We start from the raw sequence: 9,584 nt of genomic DNA on the forward strand, positions 1-9,584 counted from the left end.
CGTTCCAGCTGTTCCGCATCATGTACGAGGTCGTCCGCGGCGGCGGCTACACCCCCGACGTCGCCTTCATGCTCGACCAGTGCCACAACATCGAGACGAAGATCCCCGCGATCATCCGGTCGGTGATGAACGTGCAGGAGGCGACCGCCAAGGCCCTGCTGGTGGACCGGGAGGCGCTGGCCGTCGCGCAGCGCGAGGGTGACGTCCTCGGTGCGAACGCCGTCCTGATGGACGCCTACAACACCGACGTCCGCCCGCTGCTCGCCGAACTCCGCGAGGAGATGGGCCTGGACGCCGATCCGATGGCCGCGTACCGCCGGTCCGGCTGGGCCGAGAAGATCGTCGGGGAGCGGGTCGGCGGCGAGCAGGCGGGCTGGGGCGCGTAGGCGCTCCGCTGCGGGTGGCGGATGGGCCGGCGCCCGTCCGCCGGGATCTCAGGACGGCGCGGCCCGGAGGGGTCGGCAGGCTTCCTGCCCATCGGCCATGACCGGGCCTCCCTCTTCCACATCGCCACCCGGGAGTGGCTGATCGCGCCCGCGCCGTGGCACCACGGCCGGATCGTGCTGATCGGCGACGTGCCGGGCCGGCCCGGCACGTGGTGGGTGGAGTACCGCCGAACCATCCGGTGTCGCGGCCGACGTCGAGCGGGTCGTCCGTCTCGCCCCTCGGTGAGGCTCCCTCGGCGAGGACGTCGCACCCATCGGCCTTGGACCTCATGACGCCGGCCCGGCCCCGGCCTTTCAGACAGCCTGACCGAGGCCTGCCGCGGCCGGGTCCTGCTCACCCCGACCACGGGGCTGCCGGGGCGGCGGCGGATGTGGCGGCATTGGTGCGACGGGGGATTCGCGGCCGGCCATTGCACTGTTCCCTGGGCGTCGGTGTGTGCCCCTCAGGAGTTGCCGCCGGCTTCGGGTTTCGGTGCTGCGGGCCGGTCGACGGCGACTGTCCGTGCGGGCGTCCGGGGTGACGGCGGCGGGGGCGGGAGCGCTCCTCCGCGGCGCAGGACGGCGTAGCCGATGCCGATTCCGGCGGCGACGGGCCATTCCAGGGCGCCTGCCACGGCGAGGGCGCCGAGCCCGGCGTAGAGGGGAAGTCCGCCCTTGGCGGGCAGGACGCGCTGTGCGGCGGTGACGGGAAGGGTGATGGCCTTCCGTGCGGCGTGCGCGACATCGTCGAGCGGGATGGTGACGGTATGCCCGTCGTGGCCGCGCTCCGGGTGCTGGTCGGTGATGTCCGTGGCGTCGGGGCTCGTTGTGGTGGTCTGGGCTTTCTTCTTGGCCATGTGATCACTCCATTGCTCTTGCCGATTTCCCTACGTTATGTCCGGTTCGTATAGATTTCAGAATCTGTTCGCCTGCGGATGTGCGGTCGGTGGCTGAGCACCGCGGACGCCATGGGCCTTGAGTGAGGGAGTCGCGCCGGTGCTGCCAGGTGGTGTGGTGATGTCGCAGGGCCGCCGGCTTGCGGCGCAGGCGCCGTCTGCGGTGGCTGTGTCCGCCGGGGTGGTCGCCTCGCATGCGGTGAGGGCGCCGGTGGAGGTGCTGCGGGCACTGGAGCGTGGGCGGCGAAGGACCGCGCGGGTGGGCGATGCCGTCTCACGCGAGGTGGTCAGGGCTGCCGAGGTGGTGCGGGATGCCGGTCCGGCCAGGCGCCGCAGGCGCGTGTGGTCGCGGTGCGGCAGGGCGCACATCGAGGTGCGGGGCCTCGCCGGAGCGGGGAGGCGGCAGGAGCGGCTGGCCGCAGGGCTGGAGTCCGCGCTGGCCGGGCTGGCGGGGGTGCGCTGGGCGCGGGTGAATGCGGCGCTGGGCCATGTGGTGGTCGACGCGGCGGAGGATGGCTGCGATCTCGAGGCAGTGCTGGAAGTGGTGGCCGCGGCGGAGCGGGCGCATGATGTCGCGGAGCAGCCGTTCGGGCACGGTCAGCCGGGTGCGGCGTTCGACGATGTCCCGGAGGTGCTCGCCGGGGTCGCCCTGGTCTCCGACTGCGTGGGGCTGGTCGGCGCGGTGGCGGGCTGGACGGCCTCGGTCACCCGGTTGCCGCGCGCGTTACGGGTGCCGTTGGTCGTGGCCGACACTCAGCCGCGGGTACGCCGGTGGCTGGAGCGGCAGGTCGGCCGTGCCCATGCGGACGCGTTCTTGACCATGGCCGGGGCGCTGGTGTACTCGGCCACCGGGGGGATGACGCCGCTGCTGCTGGACGCCGTCCAGCAGTGGTTGAGGCTCGGTGAGGCGCGCAGTCGGCGGGCGGTGTGGGAGCGCCGGGAGGGCGAGCTGGTGGCTGACGGCGCCGGTCTTCCCCGGCAGGCCACGACGCCGCCGCCGCGACCGGTCGCGGTGCCGGCGGGTCCGGTGGAGAAGTGCGCGGAGCGGACGTCGCTCACCTCCCTGCTGGGAGCTGCCGGGGTGGCCGCCTGGACCAGGGATGCGGAACAGGCGGGTCAAGCGATGCTGGCGACGGTGCCCAGGGCCGCCGGGGCGGGCCGTGAGGCGTTCTGCACGGTGCTGGGCCGTGACCTCGCGCGGGCGGGCGTGGTGGTGATGAATCCGGCGGCGCTGCGCCTGCTCGACCGGGTGTCCGCCGTCGTCATCGATGCCCCGGCCCTGTGCGTCCCGCGGGTGCGGCTGATGTCGGCGGCACCGAGCGGGGAGCAGGACGAGGCAGCGTTGTGGCAGGCCGCGCAGAAGGTCCTGTCCGGACGGACGCCGAAGGACATGGCCGGTCCGGGTCCGTGGGCGGCGGGTCGCTGGCGGCTGCGGCGCCGGCCGGACGGCGTGGGCCGGCGGCCTGACACCGGTCCCGGTCTCCACCTGGAGGTGCATGACACCGGTGGCCGGCTGCTGGGACGGGTCGTGGTGGGATGCGATCTCGATCCCTTGGCCGATGCGGTGGTCGCCGCGGCCCGCTGCGGCGACCGCCGTCTGGAGATGACCCAGCACGCCGGCTTCGCCGAGCTGCTGCGGTGGGCCGATCACGCTGTGCCGCCGACCTCGACGCCGGCCGAGCGGGTACGCACCCTGCAGCGAGAAGGCCACGTGGTCGCACTGATCACCTGCTGCGACGGCGAAGCACTCGCGGCCGCGGACGTGGGAGTGGCCCTCCCCCTGCCGGACGGGTTCGGGAGACCGGCTCCCGCAGCGCCGTGGTCGGCGGACCTCGTGTGCGGGCCAGGGCTGGAACACGTCTGGCGTGTACTGTCGGCCCTGGACGACGCACACCAGGTCAGTGCGGCCTCGGCCCGCCTGTCGATCGGCGGGTCCGCGCTCGGAGCGTTGATCGCGGCTGCCGGTACCCGGCACCGCATGTGGGGCCTGACCACCACTCCCGTCCACGGCGCCGCGTTGCTGGCCCAGATCGGCGGCGTCCGCGCGGCACGACGCCTTGCCCGCCGACCCCTGCCCGTCGGCCATGTCCGCGGCGCCTGGCACGCCATGGACGCGGACGACGTCCTTCGTGCCCTGCGCCCGGTGCGCCGCTACGCCACAACGGAGCAGCCCACGCCCGATGCGGCTGCCCGGGCACCATTCGAACGGACGCGGCACCGGCTGGCCGGGGCCGTCACCGCAGCCGTCACTTCCCTGGGCCTCGCCACGCAGGTCCAGCATGCCGGTGAGTTGCTGAGCTCGGTGCGCGAGGAACTGCGTGACCCGCTGACCCCGGTGCTGGCTCTTGGTGCCGCGGCGTCCGCAGCGGTCGGTTCCAGCGTCGACTCACTGCTGGTGGGCGGGGTGATGGCCGGCAACGCCGTCATCAGCGGCGCCCAGCGCATGCGGGCCGAGCAGGCTTTGCGGACTCTGCTGGCGAAGGAGAGCATCACCGCCCGCCGCCTGCGCCACCTGCCGGACGACTCAGGCCCGGGTTTCATCGGGTCGCTGGAGAAGAAAGACTTCGACACCGTCGACGCGAGCGACCTTCAGGTGGGCGACGTGATCGTCCTACGGTCGTCGGAGGTGGTGCCGGCGGATGCCCGGCTGCTGTCAGGCGACCGACTCGAGATCGACGAGGCGGCGCTGACCGGTGAACCCACCCCGGTGGCGAAGTATCCGGCGGCCACTCCCGGGGCGGACCTGGCCGAGCGGTCCTGCATGCTCTACCAGGGTTGCACCGTGCTGGCGGGCACCGGCGTGGCCGTGGTCGTCGCGACCGGCGGGCAGACCGAGGCAGGCCGCGCCGCAGAGCTGGCCGGGCAGGCCACCGCCGCGCCCGGCATCGAAGGGCACCTGGCGGCGCTGACCCGGACGGCGCTGCCCGTGGTCGGCATCGGCGGGGCAGCGGTCACCGCCCTGGGGCTGCTGCGCGGCCTGCCGCTGCGCCAGGCACTGGCCTCCGGCGTCGCGGTCGCGGTGGCCGCCGTCCCCGAAGGCCTGCCGCTGGTCGCCACCGTCGCCCAGTCGGCGGCCGCACACCGGCTGTCCCGCCACGGCATCCTTCCCCGCTCAGCCCGCGCGCTGGAAGCCCTCGGACGCGTCGACGTCATCTGCTTCGACAAAACCGGCACCCTCACCGAAGGCCGTCTGGCCCTGACCCGTCTGGCCTCCACCGAGAAGATCCTTCCCCCCGAGTCGGAAGAGGCACGCCTTCTGCTGCGCACCGCCGCCCGCGCCTGCCCCGCCCCCGGCGCACCCATGGCCCACGCCACCGACCGCGCCGTACTCGAAGCCGTCCACAGACACGACATCGACGACCCGGGCTGGGCACGGCAGGCGGAACTGCCTTTCGAGGCCAGCCGCGGCTACTCGGCCTCCGCGGGTACCGACCACGGCCATCCCCTGCTCGCGGTCAAAGGAGCGCCCGAGATCATCCTCAAGCGCTGCACCACCACCCTCGTTCCGGCCGGCCCCGCTGACCATCGCAACGGCCAGGTCGGGAGTGACAGCGGCCTGGCCCCGCTCGACGATCAGCGGCTGCAAGCCGCCCACCGCATGCTGCGGCAGCTCGCCGACCAGGGCCTGCGCGTCCTGGCCGTCGCCCGGGCCGCTCTACCCGTGGACGCACCGGGCATCGATCACCGGGGGCAATCGGCGGAACAGGCGACCAGTACCGCCGTGCCGGCCGACACGGTGACCGACCTGGTCCACGATCTGACGCTGCTGGGTTTCCTGGCCATCGCCGACGCTCCCCGCCCCACAGCCTCCGACGCCGTCAAACGCCTCACCGACGCGGGTGTACGGATCGTCATGATCACCGGCGACCATCCGGCCACCGCCGCCGCCATCGCCCGCGACCTCGGCATCCCGCACACGGAGACCGTCGTCACCGGCTCCGTGATCGATTCCCTGTCGGCCACCGACCGCATCCCGGCCATCGACCGGGCCAGTCTCTTCGCCCGCGTATCACCTGAGCACAAGGTCCGGATCGTTCAGGCCCTGCGTGAGGCCGGGCACGTCGTCGCCATGGTCGGCGACGGCGTCAACGACGCAGCCGCCATCCGTCTCGCCGACATCGGTATCGGCGTCGGGGCCCACGGATCCACCGCCGCACGCGCCGCCGCCGACCTCGTCCTGAGCGACCCCGACCTCACCCGCATCCTGGACGCCCTGCACGAGGGACGTGCCCTGTGGGCCAGCGTCCGCGACGCCGTCGCCATCCTCGTCGGCGGCAACGCCGGCGAGGTCGCCTTCACCATCCTCGGCACCGCACTCGCCGGCCGGGCCCCCCTCCGCACCCGCCAGCTCCTTCTGGTCAACCTCCTCACCGACATGCTCCCCGCCCTGGCCGTCGCCCTCGCCCACCGCACCACGGCCGCCGGCACCACCGCGATGGACCAGCCCGCTCCCACCCTCATGGGGCCCGCCCTGGCGCGACTGCTGGCCATCCGCGGCACCGCCACCACCCTGGCCGCGATTCTCGCGTGGCAGACCGGCCGCCTCACCGGCCGTGCCCGCCGCGCCGACACCATGGGACTGGCAGCCCTGGTCACCGCCCAGCTCGGCCAGACCCTCATCACCGACTGGCGCAGCCCCCTGGTCCTGGCCACCGCCGCCCTCTCCACAGCGGCCCTCCTCACCGTCGTGCAGACGCCGGGTCTGAGTCACTTCTTCGGCTGCACGCCCCTCGGCCCCGTTGCCTGGACCACCATCGCCGCCAGCGCCACCACAGCCACCGTCACCGCCGCCACCGCCCCCCGTCTGCTCACCCCGACCACGCCCCCACGCGCCGCCACCGCGTACTCGCACTCGGCACCGGCCTCTCCGCCGCCGGCCAGCAGGCCGAGGGGCTGAGAAATGGGTGATTCCCGTCCGAGCGGACCACACTTCCGTTCACCCTCTGTTGGCGTGGATGAAGGCGCCAAGCCATTCACGCGCCTCGGAAGCGGACTGTCCTGAGGAAAACCGGCAAAACAAGCCACCTCCGTGGCTTGATCGGCCAAAGGACACTGCCGTGCCCCTGACCATCGTCATCAGACTGCCCCGGATCTCGCTGGTCCCGCAGGTGCAGTCGCTTGCCCGCACCCTGACCCCGCTCGCCGGGCCTCTCCTCGGTATGGCCGTCGACGCGAGCGGGCTGGGACTGCCCGCGCGCCTCCTGCTGCACGCCGCGCTGCACACCGCTCTGCAACAACGACCCGCACACAGCGAGACCGGTGAGAGCACACCACCTGCCGTCCCGGTGGCTCCTCTCACCAGCTCAGGCATGCCCACCTGAAGTACCAGGTCGAGATCGGCCCCGGACGGCCTGTCTCCGCCACCATGGCCGATCCCCGAGGCTGATCGGGGAGACGGCCGTCCGCAAGGCCGTCGCCCCGCTCGACGGCGGGAAGGCGGACAAGATCGCCCGGAGCCCGCTCGCCCTCATCACCGAGGACGACATCGAGGAGGCTCCTCAGTACTGCGGCGATCGACGCGGCGGCCCCGGTGCCCGCACGGACATCGGCCCGGGTTGCGCGGACGCCGTCCCCGGTGCCCGCACGGACGTCGCCACCCGCACCAGCGCCGCCGTCGCCGTGGAGCGGGACTGCTGGGGCCAGGCGACCGAGAGGACCGCCGGGGGCGCGTCCGGGACCTCGCGGTAGGCGAGGCCCGGACGCCGGTAGCGGCGGGTGACCGACAGCGGCAGCAGGGTCACGAGCTCGCCGAGTTCCACCAGGGTCAGCAACTGGGGCAGGTCGGCGACGGCGTACCGCTCGACGACCTCGTCGAGGTAGCGGGCCGGCCCGTCGGGACGGCCGGGCTCGACGCCCGGCAGGCCGAGGTCGGCGAGGCGGACACGGTCACGGGCGGCGAGGGGGTGGGCGGCCGGGAGAACGGCGACGCGCGGTTCGACGGCCACCGTCTCCCTGTCGAGGCCGGTGGTGTCGTACGGCTCGTAGAGCAGCGCGGCGTCCGCCTCGCCCCGGCGCAGGAGAGCGGCCTGCTCGCCCCAGCCGGACAGCCGGATCGCGACCGGCCGCGCGACCGGCTCGGCCGCGTAACGCGCCAGGACGGTCTCCAGCAGGCCGGCGTCGCCGTCGGCCTTGACGGCCAGGACCAGCTTCGGATCGGGGCCGGCCGCGCGCCGCGCCCGGCGGCCGGCCGCCTCCAGGGCCTCCAGCGCGACCCTGGCCTCGGCCAGGAGCACCTCTCCGGCCGGGGTCAGGGCGACGCTGTGTGTGGTGCGGTCGAACAGGGTGACGCCCAACTCCGCCTCGAGTTTGCGGATCGCGCGGGACAGCGGCGGGGCGGAGATGCCCAACCGGTCCGCGGCGCGGGCGAAATTGAGCTCTTCGGCGACGGCGACGAAGTAGCGCAGGGGCCGGGACTCCACGGTCTGGCACCTCCCCTTCGGTGTTGCCGTTCGGGTATGGCCGTGTCGGTATTGCCCTGAGGGTAACAAGCGCGATCCGATCGGTCCTTCCGTCCGGCCGGGACGCGTTCGAGGATCGACGCACAGGCCGCGTCCGGTCGTCGCGATCCGGCGTCGCCGCCCTCCCGCCACTTCCCCGGAGCCTCCTTTGATTGTCATCACCACGCCCACCGGCTCGATCGGCCGGCAACTCGTCGACCGTCTCCTCGACAGCGGGGAACCGGTCCGGGTGATCGCGCGTGACCCCGCGCGGCTGCCGGCCCGCGTGAGCGAGCGGGCCGACGTCGTGCGGGGCTCCCATCTCGACGCCGACGTCGTCATGAAGGCCTTCGCGGGTGCGGACCGCGTGTTCCTGCTGGTGCCGCCGGACCTCCGCGCGGCCGGCGTCGAGGGCCACTACCTCGACAGCACCCGGCCGGCCTGCGAGGCGATCGGTGTCCACGGCGTCCGGCGGGTCGTCGGCCTGTCGAGCATGGGCCGCGGCATCGGAAAGACCGGCGGGCATCTGTCGGCGGCGCACGCCATGGACGAGCTGATCGCGGGCACGGGCGTGGCGTACCGGTCCCTACGGCCGCCGGCCTTCATGGAGAACCTGCTGCGGCAGGCCGGGTCGATCAGGAGCGGGGGCACGTTCTCCTGGGCGTACCCCGGGGACCGGGTGCTCGCGACCGTCGCCACCCGCGACATCGCCGCGAAAGCCGCCGAGCTGCTGCTCGACGGCTCCTGGACCGGTCGCGAGGACGTCCGGTGGTCGGCCCCGACGCCCTCTCCCCCGACGGAATGGCCCAGGTCATGTCCGAGGTGCTGGGGCGGCCGGTCCGCTACCGGCAGGCCGCGCTGGGCGACTACCGGGAGGCGATGATCCGGCACGGCGCGTCCGAGGCGTCGGCCCAGGGCCTCGTGGACATGGCGGTGGCCCAGAACAACGGGGCCTACGACGAGGAGCACCGCACAGCACCGCCCGCTCCCACCTCGTTCCGCCGGTGGTGCGAGGAAGTGCTCAGGCCGGCCGTCCTGTCCTGAGCGTCCGTGGTCCCACAAGCCGTCGGCCGTCGCCCTCCCACCGGGAGGGCGACGGCCGACCGCCTGCGACGGGCCGGTGACACGTGTAGCCATCCGAGCCACGCCCGTGAAACGTTTCACGACATCCTCACGCCCGCCGCTCCCGCCGTCAAGGCCCAGCAAGGCGGAAATTCACCTCCCCCTGCACCGGGCAGCACGAGGGCCCGAACATCTTGACGGCGTCCGCACCCTGCGGCTAGTTTCCCTGAAACGATTCAAACAGTTCAGGCTGTTCAGTCCGGCACCGGCGCCCCACCTCCACGGCAGCGTCGTGGCCTGCGATATTCAGAGGTGGTCATGCCAGACCTGTCCGCGGTGAAGGCGGCCCTCGCGGCCCAGCGGATCGAGACGCCGTCGTGGGCCTACGGCAACTCCGGCACGCGTTTCAAGGTGTTCGCCCAGCCGGGCGTCCCCCGCGATCCCTGGGAGAAGCTGCAGGACGCGGCGAAGGTGCACGAGTTCACCGGCGTGGCTCCCACCGTCTCCCTGCACATCCCGTGGGACAGGGTCGACGACTACGGCAAGCTCGCCGCGTTCGCCCGCGATCACGGAGTCGTGCTCGGCGCGATCAACTCCAACACCTTCCAGGACGACGACTACAAGCTCGGCAGCATCTGCCACGCCGACCCGGCGATCCGGCGCAAGGCGCTCGACCACCTCCTGGAATGCGTCGACATCATGGACGCCACCGGCTCCCGCGACCTGAAACTCTGGTTCGCCGACGGCACCAACTACCCCGGCCA

4 protein-coding genes and 3 pseudogenes are annotated in these 9,584 nt (G+C 73.1%); 5 read left to right on the forward strand and 2 right to left on the reverse strand.

Annotation, left to right across the window (positions count from 1 at the left end):
- A pseudogene (locus ACZ5GT_RS40270) lies at nucleotides 1-386 on the forward strand (L-rhamnose isomerase); the annotation flags it as partial.
- Between the two features lie 503 nt (nucleotides 387-889).
- Here the strand turns inward: ACZ5GT_RS40270 and ACZ5GT_RS40275 are convergent.
- Complete coding sequence (locus tag ACZ5GT_RS40275) at nucleotides 890-1,282, reverse strand: hypothetical protein (protein ID WP_469036806.1); 393 nt, start codon at nucleotides 1,280-1,282, stop codon at nucleotides 890-892.
- Between the two features lie 298 nt (nucleotides 1,283-1,580).
- On the opposite strand from ACZ5GT_RS40275, the gene ACZ5GT_RS40280 reads away from it, so the two are divergent.
- The gene (locus tag ACZ5GT_RS40280) at nucleotides 1,581-6,218 is read left to right on the forward strand and encodes an HAD-IC family P-type ATPase (protein ID WP_469036808.1); all 4,638 of its coding nucleotides are present in this window, start codon (nucleotides 1,581-1,583) and stop codon (nucleotides 6,216-6,218) included.
- A 160-nt stretch (nucleotides 6,219-6,378) separates the two neighbouring features.
- Nucleotides 6,379-6,642: a hypothetical protein gene (locus ACZ5GT_RS40285; RefSeq protein ID WP_469036810.1), complete on the forward strand. Its 264-nt coding sequence runs from the start codon at nucleotides 6,379-6,381 to the stop codon at nucleotides 6,640-6,642.
- Between the two features lie 177 nt (nucleotides 6,643-6,819).
- Here ACZ5GT_RS40285 and ACZ5GT_RS40290 read toward each other — a convergent pair whose 3' ends face one another.
- Nucleotides 6,820-7,740: a LysR family transcriptional regulator gene (locus ACZ5GT_RS40290; RefSeq protein ID WP_469036813.1), complete on the reverse strand. Its 921-nt coding sequence runs from the start codon at nucleotides 7,738-7,740 to the stop codon at nucleotides 6,820-6,822.
- 187 nt (nucleotides 7,741-7,927) lie between these two features.
- Here ACZ5GT_RS40290 and ACZ5GT_RS40295 point away from each other — a divergent pair.
- A pseudogene (locus tag ACZ5GT_RS40295) lies at nucleotides 7,928-8,802 on the forward strand (NAD(P)H-binding protein).
- A gap of 336 nt (nucleotides 8,803-9,138) precedes the next feature.
- A pseudogene (locus tag ACZ5GT_RS40300) lies at nucleotides 9,139-9,584 on the forward strand (L-rhamnose isomerase); the annotation flags it as partial.

This window comes from Streptomyces sp. NPDC031340 (genome assembly GCF_055569945.1).